This window comes from Paenibacillus solani, from assembly GCF_001277345.1.
Taxonomy (GTDB): Bacteria; Bacillota; Bacilli; order Paenibacillales; family Paenibacillaceae; genus Paenibacillus_AQ; species Paenibacillus_AQ solani.
Window position 1 is genome coordinate 2,844,890 of record NZ_LIUT01000001.1, and the last position, 20,472, is coordinate 2,865,361.

The window sequence follows — 20,472 nt, forward strand, 5'->3', positions numbered from 1 at the left end:
AGTTGAGGTACTGGATATTAAGCTGGATTTGCACCATGAATGTCGAAGCTTCCTAAATGCTCTCGGAATATGGCGACTTGTGCGCTTTCCCGAGAAATAATCTATCGCCAGTATTCCGTCAAAGATGCACATATCACATGTTCGAGAGTGCTTCTGTCTGGCATGTACAAAAAGACGCTCCTTCACATGCTCATCAGCAGGATACGGGAAACGTCTGTTTCATCAAATATACTTTATTACCTAATCTTCATGCTGTTCCATAAACTCTGTCATCATCCGCTGTTTCACGTCCCAGACCTGTTCGCTCAAGTTCACCCGGTAAATCTCCGGATTCAGCTTACGCAAATACTCCGGCCAGAACTGCTCCAGCTGCGTATTATGATAGCTTCGGATCTCTTCAAGCTCCGGCATGTCATACACCAGTTCACCCTTTATGAATATGGGTTCGAGCATGCGAACTGCTTCAAAATTCTTCACATTCTTCCGCATGTATGGATGCAGCGGATTAAACAGCTTTAGCTTTCCGTTATCCGGTGGCATCTCTTCATCCGGGAAACAAATATAATCCGCAATCGCTTTTCCGCTCCCCTTGGAGATGATGCGATATACTTCCTTTTTACCTGGTGTAGATACCTTTTCAGGATTGCCTGAGATTTTGATGGTTGGAATCATCTCGCCGTCAACCTCACGCTCCACCAGCTTATAGACGCCTCCTAGAGCAGGTTGATCCGCGGCTGTGATCAATTGGGTTCCTACGCCCCAAGTATCCACCTTGGCACCCTGTGCCTTGAGATCCAGTATCGTTCCTTCATCCAGATCATTTGAGGCAACGATGCCGACATAATCAAGTCCAGCCTCGTCCAGCATCTTCCGGGCTTGAATAGACAAGTAAGCCAAATCCCCACTGTCCAAACGGATCGCGTTCATCCGCTTTCCCTGAGCTTCCAGCTTCTTCGCCGTTACAATGGCATGAGGAATTCCACTCTTCAACGTATCGAAGGTATCCACCAGCAGTGTAACTTGGTCCGGCATAACCTCAGCAAATATATCGAACGCTTCCTGCTCGCTCCTAAATGTCTGTACCCAGGAGTGCGCATGCGTGCCTTTGGTTGGGATGCCAAATTTCTCACCGGCAAGCATATTCGATGTGGCATGGAAGCCGGCCAGATACGCTGCACGCGCCCCCCAGACGGCCGCATCCGCTTCCTGAGCACGCCTTGTGCCAAACTCCAGCAGTGTGTCACCACTGGCAACCTGGCGGATACGGGACGCTTTCGTAGCAATCAAGGTCTGGAAGTTCATAAAGTTCAAGAGCGCAGTTTCGACCAGCTGTGTTTCAAAAATTGAGCCCTCAACGCGAATGAGTGGTTCATTCGGGAAGACGAGCGCTCCCTCTTTCATCGAATGGATATTTCCTTGAAAACGGAAATGACGAAGCTCCTCCAGAAACTCTGGTTTGTACTTCTCTTCCTGTTTGGCCAGATATGCGATATCATCATCCGAGAAACGCAAAGACTCAATATAATGCACAATTCGTTCGAGACCGGCGAATACGGCATATCCGTTACCAAAAGGGAGCTTGCGGAAGTAAGCTTCAAATACCGCCCGCGTACGATGCGAGCCGTTTATCCAGTGCGCATACATCATGTTGATCTGATATTTATCCGTATGTAGTGCCAATCCTGCTGTCTGCATCATGATCATCCTCCATGTTACCCGATAGTCTTAAGCTTTACGGGTGGTTCAAGCTGTCTATTGAGTTTGAATTTCTTCGCTTCGAACAACTTTTGCTCCGAGACTGCCTTCAAAGTGGCTTAGTGCCCACTTATGTCCTTCAGGATTGAAGCTTGCGACTGCTGCTTCGTAAACCGTAATCTGGTATCCGTAATTATAAGCATCCACGGCGGTATGCAGAACGCAGATATCAGTGCACACTCCCACGAGGGCAATTTCCGTAATTCCGCGTTCCCGCAGCTTCTGGTTCAAGTTCGTTCCGCAAAAAGCGCTGTACCTCGTTTTGTCCATCCAGTAGATGGTGTCCTTGCGATCTTCATATACCTGTTGAAGTTCACCGTATAATTGCCGTCCCCGAGTCCCGCGAAGATTATGTGGGGGGAATAGCTTGGTTTCCGGGTGGTAGGTATCCTCATGCTCATGTAAATCTACGGCCATCACGACAAAATCACCACGATCATTGTATTCCTTGGTCAGCTCAACGATGGTCTCCTGAATGTTGATAGCAGGCTCCCCTACCGGAAGATTACCATCCACGAAATCATTCGTGAAATCTATCACGATTAAAGCTTTCATCTGACACACTCCTCTTCAACATGATTAATGTGATCGATTAAAATACAAAGGACTCCTCCCGTGCTACGTATAGATGGACAGCAGCGGGGCATGATCCGTAAAGCGATACAATTGTGCTGGCCGCTGGGAATATTGATTCGAGCTAAGCGGCTTGCCGTCTTCATCCCGAGCCTCTTCCAGAATTCCCTGCCTGCTTCGGGTAGATGTGATCTTTCGGATAAAATTAGGCTCATTAAACTCAGGCACGACCGTTTGAATGACCTGGTACAGCTCACTCAATGTAAAATGCTCGGGCAGAAACTGTCTGGCAATCGTCGTCTGCAGCATCTGCATTTGAATCTTGTGATACGCATCCATAATAATCACCCGATGGTCAAAAGCGAGCTCCAGCTCCTCCAATGCTTCTCCAACTGTAAACAAACCAACTTCTTCTGCATCGTCAGCGGCTTGACGATGCTCTAGCATCCACTCTTCAACCAACGCGTAGAACGCGTGGCTGATAATCCATCCGCGGGGATCGCGTCCAGGCGCGCTGTATACGCCCAAATACTCCAGATGACCACCATCGACACCGGTCTCTTCTTTCAATTCACGCTTGGCCGCATCGTAGATCGACTCGCTCTCACGGCAAAAACCCCCGGGTAGCGCCCACATGCCGGCACAGGGCCATGATCTGCGCCTGATCAGCATTACCTTAAGCTCACGTATGGGCAATGTCTTGGTGAAGGTCTTCCGCTCCCGCTTCGTCAAGGTAAACATTACGATGTCAGCTGGTACACCGTCCGGCGTTCTATATTTCTTGGTATTATTCATAGGCATCTGTTCATGATCCGTCATTTCCATCACCATAACTATTATTTTGATAATTTCATTATGACATATTTACTGATGATGTCAAGGATTTCCTGATCGGTATATGCACCTCTATTTTATTATGCCCTATATATACCCATTTACGTGCATACTTTTGTATGAACAGAAAAGGTGCGGAAGCATTCCGCACCTTGTTTCTTTTACCCGCAGCTGCTTGGCGGCGTATCTTTTCCTGTTTCCACGTTCACTTTTTCCGAAACCGTATCGTGGATCACGGATACGACCAGCTGAAGCAGATAATTAATATCGCTTTGGCTTTGCTGGAATTCCAACACGAGTGGAATGCCGTCGATTTCCTCTTGCAGCTCTTCAATCTCGCGTTCGATTTTGGCCACCATGTCCTTGTTCTGGAACGTTTCAAAAGCCACAATTTCTTTTTGCTTTTTCTTAATGGTTTTGATCAAGCCTTGGACCCGTTCATGATTCTGGATCTTCTCTTCTGCCTGCTTAAACGTCTGAACTTCTTCACTCGTGGATATTAATTCGGCCAGCTCACCGGCTTTAGCTAAAATATCTTCACGTATAACCAAATCGCGGCTATTGTAGGTTGCCATACCGTATGTGTTTGTACGAACATGATCTTGTCCCAAGGTTCATCGCTCCAATTCTTCATCATCTATATGGATATACGCAGCATGAACGTCTTGACTGACCGCCACTGCTGCAGCAAATGCTGTTTTGTCTACCCTATTATACCGCATCCGAGGCAGTAACCGCGTCCTGGATCATATTCCCTTTGATATACCAGGTCTTCGTATCCGTAATCCGCACATTCACAAAGCTGCCTACGAGGTCCGTCGAGCCTTCAAAATGCACCAGCTTATTCGTGCGCGTACGCCCTGACAGCATTGCGTCATTATTCTTGCTGACTCCTTCTACAAGGACTTCCACCGTTGATCCCAGCAATCTGTCGTTACTCTTGCGGCTGTATTCATTAATAGCTGCATTCAAGCGCTGAAGGCGTTCACTCTTGACCTCCATCGGTACATTATCCTCCATCACTGCAGCCGGCGTTCCTTCACGCGGAGAGTAAATGAATGTATAGGCTGAGTCATAGCCTACTTCCCGAACCAGGGATAGCGTCTCCTCAAACTGTTCATCGGTTTCCCCCGGGAATCCAACAATGATGTCCGTGGTAAATGCGACATTCGGGATCGCCTTCTTAATCTTATGAGCCAGTTCCAAATACGACTCGCGCGTATATTTGCGGCTCATTTTCTTAAGCACCTGCGAGCTTCCCGACTGCACCGGCAGATGAATATGCTCAACAAGGTTCCCGCCCTTCGCCAGCACTTCGATCAGATGATCATCAAAATCCCTTGGATGGGATGTCGTGAACCGAACCCGCGGAATATCAATCTTGTGAATATCATCCATCAAATCGCCGAAACGATATTGTATATCCTCAAAATCTTTGCCGTAGGCATTCACGTTTTGTCCGAGCAGCGTTATTTCCTTATATCCCTGACGGGCTAATTCACGAACCTCAGCAATGACGTCCTCGGGACGCCGGCTGCGTTCCTTCCCGCGGGTATAAGGAACAATACAATATGTACAGAATTTGTCACAGCCGTACATGATGTTCACCCAGCCGCGAAGGCCTTCCCGTTTTTTCGGAAGATTCTCAACAATGTCGCCCTCTTTGGACCACACTTCAACCACCATTTCCTTGCTAAAAAGCGCTTCCTGAATAAGATGAGGCAGACGATGCACATTATGCGTGCCAAAGATCAAATCTACGAAGCCATGCTTCTGAAGAATTCGATTAACGACTGACTCTTCCTGGGACATACAGCCGCAAACGCCAAGCAGCATATCCGGCTTCTCGGTCTTCAAGTGCTTCAGATGGCCAAGCTCGCCAAACACTTTATCCTCCGCATTCTCACGAATCGCACAAGTATTGAGCAAAATAATATCCGCCTGCTTGCGATCCTCCGTTGCGCGGTAGCCCATCTGCTCCAGCAATCCCTTAATGGTCTCAGAATCATGCTCATTCATCTGACAACCGTACGTATATACAATATAATGCTTGCCAGCCCCGATGCTACGGAACTCTTCGGTCAGTTCGGTATCGTACAGTACTTCAACACTCTGCTTGCCGCGTTGTTTTTCCTGTCTATGATTAGGCTCCGAAAGAATATTGATCTCCCGGCCATTAATTCGTATTCTCTTCCCGTGTTCATCTTCTGAGAGAACTTTGGCTCCTGAAAAATCAAAATACTTGGAGTAGTCCTTATTTTCTTTTGACATGCTGGGTCACTCCTTAAGAATCCGCTAAATCTCTGGTATACATGGCAATTCTTCTTAAATAGGCACTGCTTTTCATTATATCATGATCTTAAAATCGAAGCTACCACTCTGAAGCTAATAAGAGTTGAAACGCTCTTCATCGTTCACTCAACCTGATATGCCCTCAAATTAAATAAAAAAAGAGCCTGGAATCGATACATTCGATTCAGGCTCCTTCTCTTGGTGCATGATTGCATGCTATGAATGCGCAGCACCAACAGTATGTTCTTGATGATATGCCTAAGCTATAGACTAATCAATAATTTCAGCCGTATCCCCGGTTTTTGCACCAGATGCATTCGCTTCGTCGGTATCGATGTGCATGTCGAGTGCAAAATTGTCGGATACACGGGCAACTACATTCTCCAATACAAGACCGCGTTCGCCGCCAAGACGCACTTTCAGCAGCTCCTGATCTTTGATGCCCCATTTCTCAGCATCCGATGTATGAAAATGAACATGACGAGCGGCTACAATGACACCTTGGTCAATCGTCACTTCGCCTGCTGGGCCTTTAATGGTGATTCCCGGAGTTCCCTCAATATTTCCCGATTCGCGCACAGGTGCCTTCACACCGATGGCAAATGAATCGGTACGAGAAATTTCAAGCTGGGTTGCAGAACGCGCAGGCCCCAAAATTCTTACTTTATCAAATTGACCTTTGGTACCAATGACCGCAACCGTTTCGTTAGCCGCGTATTGTCCTGGCTGGGACAAAGGCTTAAACTCTGTAAGCTGATATCCAGGGCCGAACAAAGCCTCGATATGCTCTTGGGATAAATGAATATGGCGGGCTGATACACCCACAGGTACAGTTTTACTCATCTGTCTCACTCCTTGTTTTTCTCTATATGCTGTACATGCCACCATCTATTATACTCTTTTACCCAAAAATAAAAAGGCACACCCAATGATTCTGGCGGCCTTCTTCCGTTTTCCTGCTAATTGCAACAGGATTGTCATACTTCTTATCAAAAACAGGCACTTGTCAGAAAACAGACAATCCACAAACTTCTCTTATTCTTGTGAAGTCAACGAGGGCAAATTCCGTTCCAAGAATTGCAGCGCATATTTTGACATCCAGCCTTGAACCATTGATTCAGGATAATGCTTAAGCAGCAGCTCCTGAAACTGCGGATAGCGGCCCGGATGCTCAAGCCCGGAAACCCACTGATCAATTCCGTCAAAATCAGAGCCGAACATGATATGCTTCTCGCCGCCCAGCTCGCATATTTTCTCGATATGCGGCAGCAGGTCCTCCGGCTTCACCCTCTCGGTTCCGCTGCGAATAAACCAGGGCACAAACGTAATCCCGATCATCCCGTCTATCGCGATTAACGCCCGTATCTGCTCATCGCTTAAGTTGCGGGGATGCTTGCATATGGAGTATGCATTGGAGTGTGAGGCTATAACAGGCCGCTTCGTAAGCTCGGTCAACTCCCAAAAGCCGGCCTGGGACAGATGGGACACATCCAGAATGATACCGGTTGAATTACACTCTTCTACCAACCGTCGCCCTCGCTTTGTAAACCCGCCATTTCGTTGTTCCAAAACTCCATCAGCAGCCCAATTGGCATAATTCCAGGTAATGCCCATAAAGCGTACGCCCAAATCATAGCAAAGCTTCACGTAATGCAAGCTGCCCTCCAGCCCGTCCACGCCTTCCAGCGACAAGGCGCTATATCGTCCCTGCTGTCCCTCTCTGACCTCTTGCACTTGTTCTCGCCAGAGCAGAGGCTTCAAATAACCCGGTGTCACGATACGGCTGCGATATGCGTCGATCTGTGCCAACACCCGTTCAAAGGAGGCTTTGCCATATTCCTCGCTCAAAAATATAGCGAATATTTGAAGCGCAATATCGCCTTCCTCCAAATGCTGCATCGTGACGTCCATATGCGGATCATTCACGAAGGAGGCTTTAGGCTCTTCCCACATTTTACTTAAAGCATCACAATGAAAATCTATCGTGCGCATCGAGCTGCACATCTCCCTTCTGCATGTTCACAGCAAAAAACCTGTTTACACGTCAGGGAGTAAACAGGTTCATAGCTCACCATCCGAAAACTCATCTAGGTTCTACGATTAACTTAATCGCCGTCCGGTCTTCGCCATCAATCACAATATCCGTAAAAGCAGGGATACATATCAAGTCTACCCCGCTCGGTGCTACAAATCCCCGGGCAATGGCTACGGCTTTGATGGCCTGGTTCAGTGCTCCTGCCCCAATGGCTTGCAGTTCCGCGCCGCCCCGCTCCCGAAGAACTCCAGCGAGCGCCCCTGCAACTGAATTAGGATTGGATTTTGCTGAAACTTTTAATACTTCCATGGTAAGTACCTCCCCTGGGAATGTTGAGTGATGGTTTGCTTCCGCTTACTAGATGTTATTCATGAGGGGAAAAAAGATTCCTGCTATTTTCCATCTGTTCCTAATTTAATTAAACGAATTTCTTTATTTTTAATCCATTCGCCATTCATCTTCGTACATTCTGATCTTTTGGATCTTCCGGGCTTTCCCCGTCTCTTCATCCATATCCACACATACAGCATGGAGCTGCCACTTTCCTTCGTCAACCTGAAAGCGGGCAGGAAGCTGCGTCTGGAACTTGTACAACACGGCCTCGCGCTGCATGCCAAGTACACCTTCCTTGGAGCCCACCATACCGGTATCCGTAATATAGGCTGTCCCTCCCGGAAGTATGGTATCGTCATTGCTTTGCACATGAGTATGCGTTCCAACCACCATGGAGACCCGACCTTCCAAATGCCATCCCATCGCTATTTTTTCCGAGGTTGCCTCTGCATGGAAATCAACCAGGATACACTTATTCTTCTGGCGCAGCTCTTCCACAATCTCATCAGCTGCCCGGAAAGGACAGTCGATCGCTGGCAGGAATGTTCTTCCTTGCAAATTGACAATGGCTAACTGTTTGCCATTCGCCTTTATGACTGTGTAGCCACGGCCCGGGGTACCCGGAGGGAAATTAGCCGGACGAATCATACGAGATTCATCATCTATAAATTCGAAAATGTCCTTGTTATCCCAGGTATGGTTGCCCAAGGTGATACCATGGATGCCCCAGTTGAAGAATTCATTGGCAATGGCTGAGGTGATGCCTCGTCCTGATGCTGCGTTCTCCCCATTGGCAATAATGATGTGGGGTTGATATTTGGATTTCAGCTCTGCAAGGGAAGCTTTAAGCGCTTTGCGTCCTGTGCTGCCGACAATATCTCCGATGAATAATACCTTCAAGACCATCTACTCCTTCAGGGACGCCTGTCTTCACTCCCGGCAGAAATCGTTCCCTATTATTTGATATCCAAAACACGGCTGACTCAAAGATAAAAAGTGGCCGGATTTCGGCCACTTTTTAAGGTCCAAACTCTATTTTGCGTAATCCACCGCACGGGTTTCCCGGATGACGGTTACTTTGATATGACCTGGATAGTCCAGTTCATTCTCAATAGTTTTGGTAATGTCGCGAGCCAAGCGGAATGCTTCAGCATCGTCGATTTTTTCAGGTTGAACCATGACGCGAACCTCACGTCCTGCTTGAATAGCATAAGATTTCTCAACGCCTTCAAAGGATTCGGAGATTTCTTCGAGTTTCTCGAGACGACGGATGTATGTCTCAAGCGTTTCTCTGCGTGCTCCCGGTCTCGCCGCAGACAATGCGTCGGCAGCGCCAACCAGCATGGCAATAACAGAAGTTGCTTCAGTATCACCGTGATGTGAGGCAATGCTGTTGATAACCACCGGATGTTCTTTATACTTCTTCGCCAGCTCCACGCCGATTTCAACGTGCGATCCTTCCACTTCATGATCCAGCGCTTTACCGATGTCATGCAACAGTCCTGCCCGTTTCGCAAGCACGATGTCTTCGCCCAATTCGCCGGCCATCAAGCCAGTCAGATAGGCCACTTCCATGGAATGTTTCAACACATTTTGTCCATAGCTTGTACGGAATTTCAGTCGACCCAAAATTTTAATCAAATCTGGATGCAAACCGTGTACGCCAACCTCGAATGTGGCTTGTTCTCCATATTCGCGAATACGTTCGTCCACTTCCCTGCGAGATTTCTCCACCATCTCTTCGATACGAGCCGGGTGAATCCGTCCATCCGCCACGAGCTTCTCCAAGGCCGTACGGGCAATCTCACGGCGAATCGGATCAAATCCGGAGAGAATTACAGCTTCAGGCGTATCATCGATAATAAGATCAATCCCTGTAAGGGTCTCAAGCGCACGAATATTCCGGCCTTCACGTCCGATAATCCGGCCTTTCATTTCTTCGTTCGGCAAGGTGACAACAGAAACCGTGGTCTCAGCTACGTGATCAGCCGCACAACGCTGAATAGCCAGCGTGATGATCTCGCGTGATTTCTTATCTGCTTCTTCCTTCGCCTGCTGCTCGATTTCTTTAATCATCTGAGCGGTTTCATGACGAACTTCCTGCTCAACATTGCTGAGAATGATGCCGCGGGCATCCTCCATCGTAAGGTTGGAGATGCGTTCCAGTTCTGTCGTTTGCTTTTTGTAAATGGTGTCAATTTGCTGCTGGGTTTCCTCTATTCGTTTCTCTTTGTTCGCCACTTGTTCTTCTTTACGTTCCAAAGATTCTATTTTTTTATCCAGCGACTCTTCCTTTTGCAACAATCTGCGTTCCTGCCGTTGAATTTCATTCCGGCGCTCACGAGTGTCTTTTTCAGCTTCGGCTCTAATCTTATGAACTTCATCTTTAGCTTCGAGAACCGTTTCTTTCTTCAATGCTTCTGCTTCCTTCTTCGCACTCTCTACGATCTGCAAAGCGGCATGCTCGGCACTGGAAATTTTAGCTTCTGCAAGGGATTTGCGAATAAAATAACCGAACCCAAAGAATATAGCGGCTACAGCGAGAACGATTATGATCCAGATCCATGTCTCCAGCATCTGTTTCACCTCCTCGTTGTTTCCTCCAAGGCATTCCTTGGGAAATTGTTCAATTGTCAGGTTACTCATTCATACATAAAATTTTCCGGCGGTAACTGCCGTCCATACTGCGTACGTTCCAAGAACGTTCGCAAATCCCGCCCATGACAGCGGAATACATTTCACTATGAATTGGCATTAAATGAATCTTTCACAAAGTAGTCACTTTTTTGGAAGGAAAAAGGTTTCTAATTTATGATAAAAAGATTCATATTTATTTTAGTATTTATAAAAAGATATTGTCAAGGGAAAGCGATGGGTAAACGTCAGTTTCATCTTGCGAAACCACTTCTTTTTGTATAATCCTCACATCTGTAGCGGTTTTATTCAAAATCTTCCATTTCTTCATCCCACTCGGATTCACCTTGATCCTCTTTGATCAAAATGTTGAGTGTCTGTCGCACCTGCTCGCCCCCATAGCCCCTGCGCATGAGATATGCTCCCGTTTTTCGTTTGCGATCCAGTAATTCTCCGGAAGTTTGCTGCCATTTTTTTCGGCCTATCGTCAATGCACTTGCCAATTCCTCATCGCGGCTAACCCCGTCTAACGCATCCGATATGAGTTCCGAGCTTATTCCTTTTTGCCTCAGCTCCTGTTTGACCCACAGTCTCCCCTTCTTATGGCTTGTCATACGCTGCTCTGCCCACATCTTGGCATATACAGCATCATCAACGAGCTTGTCTTTCACGAGACGTTCCAATGTGTTCTCTATACTGCTAGGCCCAAAGCCTTTTTGCAGCAGACGCTGTTCGATTTCCCGAGCTGTTCTCGGCTTCCGGGCGAGATGAGTCAATGCTTCCACATAAGCCCGTTGTCGCTCATCTGCTACGACAATTTCTTGCAATTCGTCCTTTCGGAATACATTTCCCTTCAACATCCGGTACTTGAGCATAACATCTTCATGAACGGTCATAAGGTAGGGTCCAAATGCGATTTGATAACGATGCCGGGGCTTTTTCAGCATTTCAACGGAAGTTATTACCAGATCCTCATGATCCGGAAAATGTCCGATACCCGAAGCGTCTTCCAGCTCCGACATGTCTTTATTCTCCTCCATAAGACGCTCCTTTCACCATCCTCGTATTTCTAAACCTTGCTCCATCCCTAGAGTCCAAAATAAATGCAAAGAAGACCGTCAGGCGTTACAAAACACCGGACGGTCGTATCACTGAAATTGTTAACCAGCGACGATTACTCTACTTTGAATAATTCTTGCTCTTCCATTTCTTCTTGTTCCTTCTCTTTGTCGGAAGGTTCAGAAACAGCCGTCGTCAGATTACTCGCTTCACGGATTTTATTCTCGATCACACTTGCAATCTCCGGATTCTCTTTCAAGAACTGCTTCGCATTCTCACGCCCTTGACCAAGACGATCACCCGAATAAGAATACCATGCCCCGCTCTTGTCTACGATATCCAGTTCCGTTCCGATATCGATCAGGCTTCCCTCCCTGGAGATGCCCGCACCATACATAATATCCACCTCAGCCTGCTTGAAAGGTGGAGCTACCTTGTTCTTAACAACCTTGATCCGTGTGCGGTTACCTACCACATCATTACCCATCTTGATGCTCTCAATCCGGCGTACGTCCAAACGAACAGTGGAATAGAACTTCAAGGCACGACCGCCTGGTGTTGTCTCAGGATTACCGAACATAACGCCAACCTTCTCGCGAAGCTGGTTAATAAAGATGGCAATCGTTTTGGATTTATTGATGGCGCCCGACAACTTGCGCAGCGCTTGAGACATCAAGCGAGCTTGCAGACCCACGTGAGAGTCACCCATATCGCCTTCAATTTCAGCTTTCGGTACAAGCGCAGCTACCGAGTCAATAACGATGATATCGACAGCTCCACTGCGTACCAGAGCCTCCGCAATTTCAAGCGCCTGCTCGCCCGTGTCCGGTTGGGAAAGCAACAGCTCATCGATGTTAACGCCCAGTTTGCTTGCATACGATGGATCCAAAGCATGCTCCGCATCGATAAACGCAGCTTGTCCACCAGCTCTCTGCACCTCGGCGATAGCATGAAGAGCTACCGTTGTTTTACCGGAAGATTCCGGGCCATACACTTCAATAATACGGCCTCTAGGCAAGCCCCCGGTTCCTAAAGCTATATCCAATGCCAACGATCCGCTTGGCACAATCTCTACTTGCATATGGGTCGATTCACCCAGTTTCATGATGGAACCTTTACCGAACTGTTTCTCTATTTGACGAAGCGCCATTTCCAGCGCAGCACGACGATCTGACAATTGTTCCACAACCCTTCACTGTTGATAGTTATATCATACCTTGTTTTGACACGTTTGCCAAGCTTTTTTTCGAACATACATTCGTTTTTTTATTCCACAGCCCTTCCTCTATATTCCCTATCATCTATGTATAAAGAACAAGAACCGTGGCAGCATCATACGATAAGCCACGGTTCTTCCGTACTTTTCATTATACTTGGAGCTGTCCAACATTACAAGAATCAACAGCAAGCCAAGTGTAAATTATTTACTTTTTCTAATGGACATGATCTGGTGAATTGCCGATTATCAATCTTGTTTTGAAGCGACGAGTCGCTGCCAAAGCCGGTATAGAAGTGCCTTGGTTGCACGCAGCCGAATCGTTTCCCGGTTGCCTTGAAGATTCAACTCGTGCACTTCGGTTTCCTTGCCCCGCTCTGACAAACCAATATAAACAAGACCTACAGGCTTGCGTTCGGCATAACCCGGACCTGCTACCCCGGTGACTGATAAGCCAAAATCGCTATCGGTCACCAGGCGAACATGCTCGGCAAGCGCCTGGGCAACTTCTGCACTTACAGCTCCAGGTGCATCGTCTCCCTCAAGAAGCGCATGCGGGATATGGACAAGCTTCTCCTTGATCTGGTTGGTGTAACATATAATCCCGCCAAGAAACATTGTTGCACTCCCGGGTACAGACGTCACGGTCTCTGCTACAAGGCCCCCTGTGCAGCTCTCAGCAGCGCTGAGTGTCCAGCCTCGATCCGCCATCATGTCGACGATAACTTTCTCAATCGGCACATCCTCATTGGCATACATATGTTCAGAAGCTCTTGCCTGGATACGAGCTTCTATTTCATTCAACCGGTCCATTGCTTCAGCCTCACTGGCCGCCTTTGTAGAGATGCGAACGGTAACTTCGCCATCCTTGGCGTACAGTGCAATCGTCGGATCCGTCTGGGCTGTGATCAGATCTTCCAACTGCTGATCCAGGGCAGACTCGCCAATACCTGCAAATTTGAGCATCTTTGAATAGATCGGGAGCTCGTTTGTGAGCACATGCTGCATAAGCCAAGGCTTGGCCTCCTGTTCGAACATTGGGATCAGTTCTTTAGGAGGTCCCGGCAAAACAATATAATGGGTGCCTTCCTGTGAGATTGCATTCCCTACAGCCAGACCTGTTTCATTAGGAAGCGGAGTTCCGCCTTCGATAGCCAGCGCCTGACGCCGATTATTCTCGGTCATTACAGCTCCTCGTTCATGGAAGAATCGCTCAATCGCATCCATCGCCAATCGATCAATATGCAATGACCGATTTAAGAATGCTGCCAGGGCATCCTTCGTCAGATCGTCCTGTGTCGGACCGAGCCCACCTGATAAGAGTATGATATCTGCTCTGCTGCTGGATAGCCGCAAGGCCTCTTTAAGCCTCTCCAGATTGTCCCCGACGACGGTTTGATAATATACGTCGATTCCCATTGACGCAAGTTGTCTGGATAAATACTGTGCGTTAGTATTCACAATCTGTCCGAGCAGAAGTTCTGTTCCAACCGCAATGATTTCTGCTTTCATAATTCGTATTCCTCCTGTAGCTTCTGTCTCAGCACATGATATTTACCTTCATTAATCACTTACCCATCCTAAGGAAGAAAAAAGCAATAGGATAGCTCCTATTGCGATTATGCCCCAGTACCTTTAAGGAGGTGCCTGTTATGGACAAAATATTCGATTCCTGAATAGATCGTAATGATGGCGGCAGCCCAAATTGCAATCACGTCAAACGGAATCCCCAGAAAAACAAACGGGAAATTGTTGATCAGAAGGGCAACAATGGCCACGATTTGAATCACCGTCTTGATTTTTCCTGATTGACCTGCTGCAACAACGGAGCCTTCCAAAAGTGCGATCTGCCGTAGTCCAGTAACCGCAAATTCTCTGCTAATAATCACGACAGCAATCCAGGATTCACATTTCCCCATTTCTACGAGCGATATGAGTATGGCCGCCACCAGCAGTTTATCCGCCAGCGGATCCAGAAGTTTCCCCAGATTCGTGACCATATTGTTCTTGCGGGCCAAATACCCGTCAATCCCATCTGTGCTCGCTGCTAATATAAATATCAATGCCGCAATCAATTGATTATAGGGCAGGACAAAATCGTTCCACTCCAAGGGGGCAGGGTAGAAATCAAAATCCACCAGCAGGAAAATCATCATGACAGGGATCAAGCAAATGCGGGCCAGCGTGATGCGGTTGGGTAAATTCATGCAGCAACCTCCCTTGCGACGGGTTGTCTTGAAATCTCGGCGAACCTCGCTGCGGTAATCCTTCTGTACTTCATTTGGGTTGCTCTTCCCAAGAGCCTTAAGGGTTTGAAGCTTGAATCACTATCTGTCATATTCATCCCCCAGCAATCTATGTATACGTTTAATGCTTATATATCGTTTTTTAGTATAATATTTCAGCTGATGCGCTGTCAAAATTACTATGCCCCGCTCCTTCCTAAGTGACATCCCTGCATTAGAAAGGAAAGGCATTTATTTGAAATTCGTGAATTGCAAATCCACCGTTAGATCTGCTTTGCGAAGCATCTGCATGATCTGTTGAAGATCATCTTTATTTTTTCCGGTTACCCGAATTTGGTCTCCTTGAATCTGGCTCTTGACCTTCAACTTGGAATCACGAATTAAAATATTGATTTTTTTAGCATTTTCCTGATCGATCCCCTGTTTTAAAGTCAACCGCTGTCGTACAGTACCCATCGAAGCTGGTTCAATTTTTCCATAATCAACATTCTTGAGCGATAAGCCCCGCTTGACCATCTTGGTTTGTAAAATATCAATAACAGCATTGAGTTTATACTCGTCATCGGAGGTGATGACCAATGCCTCCTTGTCCAGCTTCAAGCTGCTCTTGCTCCCCTTGAAGTCAAAACGGTTCTCGATCTCCCTCTCCGCTTGGTTAACCGCATTGTTAAGTTCCTGCATATCCATTTTGGATACGATATCAAATGAATTTTCTGAAGCCATGGTGAATCCTTCCTTTCATGAACGATATGATTTCTATTATAGGAAAAACCGTGAGACAAGTCTAATTTCGTATGATCAATGCCCCTAAATGGCGAAAGAGACTTCGTTATTCACCATCAGTCTGGCGAAAACGAAGCCTGCCCCATCAATGTTCAGCCTTCTCATTCTGTACCGGACGACGGAACATACTCAGTATGCCTAGTAGAATATGTGCCAGCCCAAAGCCTAAGATGCCGTATCCCCAGTCGTTTGGTATTAAATAATATCCCAAAAGGCTGACGATCATACCTAATCCGAATACAATCCAGTTCACCGTCACCGAGTATCGCCTCTTTCAGGAAGTGAAATAACAGCATGCTGCCGCATGCTGTTATGATGACCTGGGTGACAGGCAATTATTCTGTATCCGAAGTACCTGCTGAGCCTTCTGCGGACTCCAGCACAATACGCGATGTGGATTTCCCATCTGTTACGGTCTGACCGCCTACTGTGATAGTGGTAGCTGCAGAATTGGCCGACTTGATGTACAGTCCCTGGCTGTCCAGATCATAGCTCAACTTAGCTCCATTCTCCAGCATCTGGAAAGCAAGTTTCTCTCCACCGGAAGCATTACTACCGCGGTATACTTCGACCCAGCTCTTTCCTTCGCTAGCTGCCACAATCTCCACCTTAACAGAAGTGCCGGTTACCTTAAAGACAGTGTTCTTACCCTCCGTTCTGTCCTGGGTCACCGTAGTTTCTCCAGTCGCAGTATCTCCAGGCTCATCGACTTCATTTCCCTCTGTTCCATCCGTACCTTCACCGGTTGTATCTCCGTTAGCCGAATCGTCCGGTACGTTCTCTCCGCCCTGTGCTCCATCACCTGGCGTATTGGTATCCGGAGTTTGCGGCTTCTGGGTTTGCTCGGTCTGTGCCTGCTCATTACTGCCAGTAGGTGGTTCATCCTTTGGTTCATTTGAGTGGATAGCCACCCAATAAATAACAACGACGATCAGAATCGGAAACGTCCACATCAGCAGTGTAGGCAGCCATTTCATATTCCGTTCGGCTGTAGGTCTGCTGGCGCGCTTTTGGATAACCGGTTCCATGGTCGCCTCTGGCTCCGTTTTAGGGACATCCTGTTTATGCCCTTCAAGCAATTCATCCGAGTCCATCCCCACCGCTTCCGCATAGGTTTTGATGAATGCCCGCACGTAAAAACTGCCGGGAAGTACTTTGTAATCCCCTGCCTCGATGGCTTCCAAGTATCGCTTGCGTATTTTTGTCACTTCCTGCACGTCATCAAGGCTCATCCCTTTTTGCAGACGTGCCTCCCTTAATTGCTGTCCCAGTTCGGACATGCCATCACCTCCTACTTTAGAAATTCGTGGTCAAATCAAAAACAAATATTATAAATCGTCACTATAAGAACCCGTGAACGTATCATAAACGATTTCTTCTTCCGGATTGTTTCGCAATTCGATTATAATGTCGAAATCATCATAAGAATATTCGGATTCGCGAACGAATATATCGGGATGTTCGATCACTTTTGTGCTGTCCATTTTCATAATATCTTGAAGCAGCTGATAATGGCGCTCATTGGAGCGAATCGTGCTGACAATTCCGTCTATGATGAAAATGTTGTTTGAATTCATCTCATCCTCTGAGAGCTGACTGCGGATGGTCTGCCGAAGGAGCGTAGAGGAGACGAAGGTCCATCGCTTCATCGCACAGACGCTGCCGGCGATAATAGACTCCGTTTTGCCGACACGAGGCATCCCGCGTAGACCGATAACCTGATTGCCTTCTCTTTTGAACAATTCACCCAAAAAATCAACAAGTAAACCGAGCTCATCACGTGTAAAACGAAATGTTTTACGATCATCCGAGTCCCGGTCAATATATCGTCCATGTCGGACAGCCAATATATCCACCAATTTAGGGGGTCTCAAGGCTGTAACCGTAATATTCTTCATTTTGTTTAGCGTTTTGCCCATCAGAATTATTTTTTCTTCATCATCCGTTTCAAGCAGCATTCCGCGGGTTCGACCTTCTACGCCGTTAATCGTCAATATATTCACTTCAAGCATACCGAGCACAGAAGCAATATCACCTAGAAGACCAGGCCGGTTCTTATGTATCTTGTATTCCATGTACCACTGATTCGATTCCACAAAGACACCTCTTTGTTACTTCTTTTCCATCAATATTCGACAAATTCCAGCGAAAAACGCACATAAAACAGGTCAAATTAAAAATGGGTCACGTTAATGATATATAAAATAAAAATGAAAGGCAAGTATTAACGGTAACATGAAAATTACATTCTTTTTTCTTGACAAAAAGCCCCCTGTAAGCAGGGGGCTTTTTGCATTGAATTAGGCGTGGTTCTTGGCCAATCTCACCATCAGACGTGCGATCACACGGCGTTCTTCCTCGTTACCCACATCCCATATTTCTTTCAGAGCCCGGTTTGACGAGTTTTGCGGATCTACCTTCTCATCAAGGAAATCACCAATCTCATAAGCAAGCTGGGAAATCGTGTCTTCGCTCATACCTGCCTTCTCAGCTTGAACGACGCGCTCGCCCAGAAATTTTTTCCAGGAGTCGAAGTTTTTGATTACGGATGACATAAGTTAAATCCTCCTTTTGCTTGTGGCAATTCAGATTTAAATAACAATAGTAATATGTCCCCGCAGCCAAAACTTATGAGTGGTGAAATGCACCACGAATAATCATCAAGTCACCCAGCCGCCATTAGGGCTAATCACTTGACCCGTGATGTACCCTGACTCAGGCAGTGCAAGAAAATACACCAAAGATGAAATTTCGTCAGGATGAGCCAGCCTACCGGCAGGAATTTCTTCCTCTAGCATGCGAATTTCATCCTTTTCCAGATGCCCCAGCATCGACGTATCCACTGCCCCTGGAGCCACGGCGTTAACGGTTACGCCTGAAGGTGCAAGCTCCTTGGCGAGCGCCTTAGTAAAAGCATTAACGCCGCCTTTGCTTGTCGAATACAGCACCTCGCAAGAGGCGCCCGATAACCCCCAGATCGAAGATACATTAATAATTCTGCCAAAGCGATTGGAGACCATCCGTCCCATGAACGCCTGGGAACACAGAAACATGCCCCTTAGATTAATAGACATGAGCGTGTCCCATTGTTCTTCAGTCACATCTGACAAAAGCCCATAGTGGGATACCCCTGCGTTATTCACAAGGATATCCGGCTCCATACCATGACTTTGAAGTTTCTCTTTCATCCGCATAATTTGCTCTTTGTCCCGAAGGTCGGCAGACACCGTTAACACCTTGGCCCCATATGCCATGCAGCGCCGTGCAACTTCGTTGGCTGCTTCATGTGAATTCATATAGTGGATAACGACATTCATGCGAACCGAGGCGAAACGCTCCGCCACGGCTGCTCCAATCCCTCTGCTGGCCCCTGTAATCAGTACCGTCATATCTCCGATCGGTTTCAAGTCTCTCCCCATGTCTTGCTTCATTACGGACTCACAACGATCGATACAGCCAGTTGATCCCAATCAATATGCTCTTGCAAGCGGCGGTTCACATCTTCCAAGGTGATGGATTCATAAACCGGCAGAACCTTAAATAAGTCGGCGCCCCGGAATTGATAACGTGTAAATTCATGGGCGATGTTCTCCGGAGAATTAAGCATGCGCAAATATCCGCCCATTTTCTTTTTGCGGGCACGCTCGAAATCCGTTGCCTGGAAACCAGCTGCCTTCAGCTTATCTACTTCGGAGCGGATCCGTTCAAGCAGCTGATCGGGGTCCTTCGTATCGCCGCCCACTGCAGAGAAAGCATACTGCGGCGAGCTATTATATTCATGACCGAAGCTGTCAGAGATCAGATCCTCATCGTACAGCTTCTGGTACAGTTGCGTGCTGGAGCCAAACAACAGGTCCATCATCAGCTTTGTCGTTAAGTCGCGGCGCAGTTGGTCCTCCGGATTTAAGCCAACCTGCTTCTCCTTGAACCCGAACAGACATTTCGGAAGCGAGACAGCCAGGCGGCTTTCTTTCCGCTTTTCTCTAACTTCCTGCGGCTCCTGATCGAATAGACGTTCAATCGAACCTTGCTTGTCATACGACTTCGCCGCCTGATTCGCTCGAATCAGGTTCATCGTTTCCTGTGGGTCAACACCTCCGACCACAAACAGCAGCATGTTACTCGGATGATAGAACGCATTGTAGCATGTATACAGGTCTTCCTTTGTAATGGTCCCGATGGACTCCACCGTACCGGCAATATCGATATGCACCGGATGGACCTTGTACATCGCTTCGATTAAACCGAAATACACGCGCCAATCCGGATTGTCCTGGTACATGTTGATTTCCTGTCCAATGATGCCTTTTTCCTTCTCCACGTTTTGGTCTGTAAAGTAGGGATTCTGAACGAAATCGATCAGCGTCTCCAAGTTCTCATGAATGTTCTCCGTTGCAGAGAAGAGATACACCGTCTGGTCAAAGCTTGTAAAGGCATTCGCCGAGGCACCATTAGATGCAAACTTGGCGAAAATGTCGCCTTCCGGCTCCTCAAACATTTTGTGTTCGAGAAAATGCGCAATACCGTCCGGTACCCGGATTTCGGACTCCCCTTCAACCTTGAAGTGGTTATCCACCGAGCCGTATTTGGTTGCAAAGGTCGCATAGGTTTTCTGGAAGCCGGGTTTAGGCAGCACATACACATGCAGACCATTATCCATTACTTCGTAATACAGCGTTTCCTGCAGGTTGTCATAATGAATGCTCTCCACT

21 protein-coding genes are annotated in these 20,472 nt (G+C 47.3%); all 21 read right to left on the reverse strand.

Translation table 11 applies throughout. The features are described 5' to 3' along the window. Window positions 1–240: 240 nt before the first annotated feature. Entirely contained in the window at window positions 241–1,695 is a 1,455-nt protein-coding gene (locus AM231_RS12830; protein WP_053494179.1) for a nicotinate phosphoribosyltransferase, read from the reverse strand. A 57-nt stretch (window positions 1,696–1,752) separates the two neighbouring features. Further along, a complete protein-coding gene (locus tag AM231_RS12835; RefSeq protein WP_054402925.1) occupies window positions 1,753–2,310 on the reverse strand; it encodes a cysteine hydrolase family protein in 558 nt (185 codons plus the stop codon). Between the two features lie 63 nt (window positions 2,311–2,373). Continuing rightward, the gene (locus AM231_RS12840; protein WP_053492709.1) at window positions 2,374–3,159 is read right to left on the reverse strand and encodes an NUDIX hydrolase; all 786 of its coding nucleotides are present in this window, start codon (window positions 3,157–3,159) and stop codon (window positions 2,374–2,376) included. A 164-nt stretch (window positions 3,160–3,323) separates the two neighbouring features. Continuing rightward, entirely contained in the window at window positions 3,324–3,773 is a 450-nt protein-coding gene (locus AM231_RS12845) for a YlbF/YmcA family competence regulator (RefSeq protein ID WP_106406070.1), read from the reverse strand. A gap of 100 nt (window positions 3,774–3,873) precedes the next feature. After that, the gene (miaB, locus tag AM231_RS12850; protein WP_054402926.1) at window positions 3,874–5,433 is read right to left on the reverse strand and encodes a tRNA (N6-isopentenyl adenosine(37)-C2)-methylthiotransferase MiaB; all 1,560 of its coding nucleotides are present in this window, start codon (window positions 5,431–5,433) and stop codon (window positions 3,874–3,876) included. Window positions 5,434–5,724: 291 nt separating this feature from the next. After that, window positions 5,725–6,297, reverse strand: a complete 573-nt coding sequence (gene pduL, locus AM231_RS12855) for a phosphate propanoyltransferase (RefSeq protein ID WP_054402927.1) — start codon at window positions 6,295–6,297, stop codon at window positions 5,725–5,727. 192 nt (window positions 6,298–6,489) lie between these two features. Further along, window positions 6,490–7,446 carry a dipeptidase gene (locus AM231_RS12860; protein ID WP_054402928.1) on the reverse strand — a complete coding sequence of 319 codons (957 nt, stop codon included), beginning with the start codon at window positions 7,444–7,446 and terminating at the stop codon, window positions 6,490–6,492. Between the two features lie 91 nt (window positions 7,447–7,537). Then, complete coding sequence (locus AM231_RS12865) at window positions 7,538–7,798, reverse strand: stage V sporulation protein S (RefSeq protein ID WP_006211249.1); 261 nt, start codon at window positions 7,796–7,798, stop codon at window positions 7,538–7,540. 129 nt (window positions 7,799–7,927) lie between these two features. Continuing rightward, window positions 7,928–8,728, reverse strand: a complete 801-nt coding sequence (locus AM231_RS12870) for a TIGR00282 family metallophosphoesterase (RefSeq protein ID WP_054402929.1) — start codon at window positions 8,726–8,728, stop codon at window positions 7,928–7,930. A gap of 126 nt (window positions 8,729–8,854) precedes the next feature. Further along, window positions 8,855–10,396, reverse strand: coding sequence for a ribonuclease Y (gene rny / locus AM231_RS12875; protein ID WP_207383615.1), 1,542 nt, complete (start codon window positions 10,394–10,396; stop codon window positions 8,855–8,857). 365 nt (window positions 10,397–10,761) lie between these two features. Continuing rightward, on the reverse strand, window positions 10,762–11,496 hold the full coding sequence (locus AM231_RS12880; protein WP_054402930.1) for a regulatory protein RecX: 735 nt from the start codon (window positions 11,494–11,496) through the stop codon (window positions 10,762–10,764). Window positions 11,497–11,630: 134 nt separating this feature from the next. Next, window positions 11,631–12,692 carry a recombinase RecA gene (gene recA / locus AM231_RS12885; protein ID WP_054402931.1) on the reverse strand — a complete coding sequence of 354 codons (1,062 nt, stop codon included), beginning with the start codon at window positions 12,690–12,692 and terminating at the stop codon, window positions 11,631–11,633. Window positions 12,693–12,980: 288 nt separating this feature from the next. Next, the gene (locus tag AM231_RS12890) at window positions 12,981–14,243 is read right to left on the reverse strand and encodes a competence/damage-inducible protein A (protein WP_054402932.1); all 1,263 of its coding nucleotides are present in this window, start codon (window positions 14,241–14,243) and stop codon (window positions 12,981–12,983) included. Between the two features lie 107 nt (window positions 14,244–14,350). After that, the gene (gene pgsA, locus AM231_RS12895) at window positions 14,351–14,938 is read right to left on the reverse strand and encodes a CDP-diacylglycerol--glycerol-3-phosphate 3-phosphatidyltransferase (protein WP_054402933.1); all 588 of its coding nucleotides are present in this window, start codon (window positions 14,936–14,938) and stop codon (window positions 14,351–14,353) included. A gap of 270 nt (window positions 14,939–15,208) precedes the next feature. Continuing rightward, window positions 15,209–15,700, reverse strand: a complete 492-nt coding sequence (locus AM231_RS12900; RefSeq protein ID WP_053492698.1) for a YajQ family cyclic di-GMP-binding protein — start codon at window positions 15,698–15,700, stop codon at window positions 15,209–15,211. A 145-nt stretch (window positions 15,701–15,845) separates the two neighbouring features. Beyond that, window positions 15,846–16,019: a hypothetical protein gene (locus tag AM231_RS29075; protein ID WP_165593399.1), complete on the reverse strand. Its 174-nt coding sequence runs from the start codon at window positions 16,017–16,019 to the stop codon at window positions 15,846–15,848. A 76-nt stretch (window positions 16,020–16,095) separates the two neighbouring features. Continuing rightward, window positions 16,096–17,040: a helix-turn-helix domain-containing protein gene (locus AM231_RS12905; protein WP_054402934.1), complete on the reverse strand. Its 945-nt coding sequence runs from the start codon at window positions 17,038–17,040 to the stop codon at window positions 16,096–16,098. Window positions 17,041–17,088: 48 nt separating this feature from the next. Continuing rightward, entirely contained in the window at window positions 17,089–17,856 is a 768-nt protein-coding gene (locus tag AM231_RS12910; protein WP_054402935.1) for a DUF3388 domain-containing protein, read from the reverse strand. Between the two features lie 204 nt (window positions 17,857–18,060). Then, window positions 18,061–18,315, reverse strand: a complete 255-nt coding sequence (locus tag AM231_RS12915; RefSeq protein ID WP_054402936.1) for a DUF3243 domain-containing protein — start codon at window positions 18,313–18,315, stop codon at window positions 18,061–18,063. A 105-nt stretch (window positions 18,316–18,420) separates the two neighbouring features. Further along, window positions 18,421–19,191: an elongation factor P 5-aminopentanone reductase gene (gene ymfI, locus AM231_RS12920; protein WP_053492694.1), complete on the reverse strand. Its 771-nt coding sequence runs from the start codon at window positions 19,189–19,191 to the stop codon at window positions 18,421–18,423. Next, complete coding sequence (gene yfmH / locus AM231_RS12925) at window positions 19,191–20,471, reverse strand: EF-P 5-aminopentanol modification-associated protein YfmH (RefSeq protein WP_054402937.1); 1,281 nt, start codon at window positions 20,469–20,471, stop codon at window positions 19,191–19,193. The genes ymfI and yfmH overlap by 1 nt, the downstream gene beginning before the upstream one ends. Window position 20,472 lies beyond the last annotated feature (1 nt).

Coding starts and splice junctions, on each gene's coding strand:
- AM231_RS12905 (WP_054402934.1), bottom strand. CDS start 17,040: ATGTCCGAACTGGGACAGCAATTAAGGGAGGCACGTCTGCAAAAAGGG.
- pgsA (WP_054402933.1), bottom strand. CDS start 14,938: ATGAATTTACCCAACCGCATCACGCTGGCCCGCATTTGCTTGATCCCT.
- AM231_RS12835 (WP_054402925.1), bottom strand. CDS start 2,310: ATGAAAGCTTTAATCGTGATAGATTTCACGAATGATTTCGTGGATGGT.
- AM231_RS12915 (WP_054402936.1), bottom strand. CDS start 18,315: ATGTCATCCGTAATCAAAAACTTCGACTCCTGGAAAAAATTTCTGGGC.
- ymfI (WP_053492694.1), bottom strand. CDS start 19,191: ATGAAGCAAGACATGGGGAGAGACTTGAAACCGATCGGAGATATGACG.
- AM231_RS12870 (WP_054402929.1), bottom strand. CDS start 8,728: ATGGTCTTGAAGGTATTATTCATCGGAGATATTGTCGGCAGCACAGGA.
- AM231_RS12900 (WP_053492698.1), bottom strand. CDS start 15,700: ATGGCTTCAGAAAATTCATTTGATATCGTATCCAAAATGGATATGCAG.
- AM231_RS12890 (WP_054402932.1), bottom strand. CDS start 14,243: ATGAAAGCAGAAATCATTGCGGTTGGAACAGAACTTCTGCTCGGACAG.
- AM231_RS12865 (WP_006211249.1), bottom strand. CDS start 7,798: ATGGAAGTATTAAAAGTTTCAGCAAAATCCAATCCTAATTCAGTTGCA.
- pduL (WP_054402927.1), bottom strand. CDS start 6,297: ATGAGTAAAACTGTACCTGTGGGTGTATCAGCCCGCCATATTCATTTA.
- AM231_RS12830 (WP_053494179.1), bottom strand. CDS start 1,695: ATGCAGACAGCAGGATTGGCACTACATACGGATAAATATCAGATCAAC.
- AM231_RS12840 (WP_053492709.1), bottom strand. CDS start 3,159: ATGGTGATGGAAATGACGGATCATGAACAGATGCCTATGAATAATACC.
- miaB (WP_054402926.1), bottom strand. CDS start 5,433: ATGTCAAAAGAAAATAAGGACTACTCCAAGTATTTTGATTTTTCAGGA.
- AM231_RS12880 (WP_054402930.1), bottom strand. CDS start 11,496: ATGGAGGAGAATAAAGACATGTCGGAGCTGGAAGACGCTTCGGGTATC.
- AM231_RS12860 (WP_054402928.1), bottom strand. CDS start 7,446: ATGCGCACGATAGATTTTCATTGTGATGCTTTAAGTAAAATGTGGGAA.